Annotated in this window: 2 protein-coding genes; both read left to right on the forward strand. The window is 45.2% G+C overall.

From position 1 onward, the window contains the following. Positions 1-222: polysaccharide biosynthesis C-terminal domain-containing protein (locus tag R7040_RS26465; RefSeq protein ID WP_318097579.1), on the forward strand; the 222-nt coding region annotated here is incomplete at its 5' end. A 2-nt stretch (positions 223-224) separates the two neighbouring features. Beyond that, positions 225-626, forward strand: coding sequence for a VanZ family protein (locus R7040_RS26470; protein ID WP_025522879.1), 402 nt, complete (start codon positions 225-227; stop codon positions 624-626). Positions 627-714: the final 88 nt, after the last annotated feature.

Below are 714 nucleotides of genomic sequence, written 5' to 3' on the forward strand. Positions count from 1 at the left end.
ACTGGCTCGGTAGGATTTTTATTGCTAATGAGCGGCCATGAGAGAACGATGAAATACATCACGATTTGTTCAGGCACTATTTCCATCGCTCTTTTGGTTTTTCTTAGCCAAAGCTACGGCGTTCTGGGGGCTGCGTGGGCAATGGCGATCGGCATGGCAATCCAAAACCTTGCCGCGCTCTATTTTGTAAAACGCTATTTAGGCTTCTTTCCGGTGGGGTAACGATGACTTCGACGATCGCACGTTTAGGTTTTATTTCTATATCTCTACTGACCATCGGCCTTTCTTTGTGGAAGAGTTCAGAGCTAAATCATGCCGTTTATCTGAATATGGAAAACTATGTTGGAGGCTCAAGCACGCTGCATTTTACGTTTAGCATGTTGATTGGTTTTCTCGCTGTGTTTACCTTCCCTCGCTTTACCCACGCAACCAAAATGGATGCGTTCGGGATTCGACTGCTGTTTTGCTTACTACTGATCATCTCGGCGGAAGAATTTAGCCAGTTGTTTATTGAAAGCCGTTCATTCAGCTTTGACGATTTGAGTACCAACTGGATTGGCATGATCCTTGGGTATTTTAGTGCCAAAGCGATTACCCTCTTTCGAGCATCTCGCTCTCGTGCATAAACTCTCCGGCAGGTGACGCACCTGTTGTTAGGCAAACACCTTTGGGTTATTTGGGTATATAATCTTGCCAAATAACCCGGAGAAAAGA

The organism is Vibrio sp. 1069 (assembly GCF_033340555.1).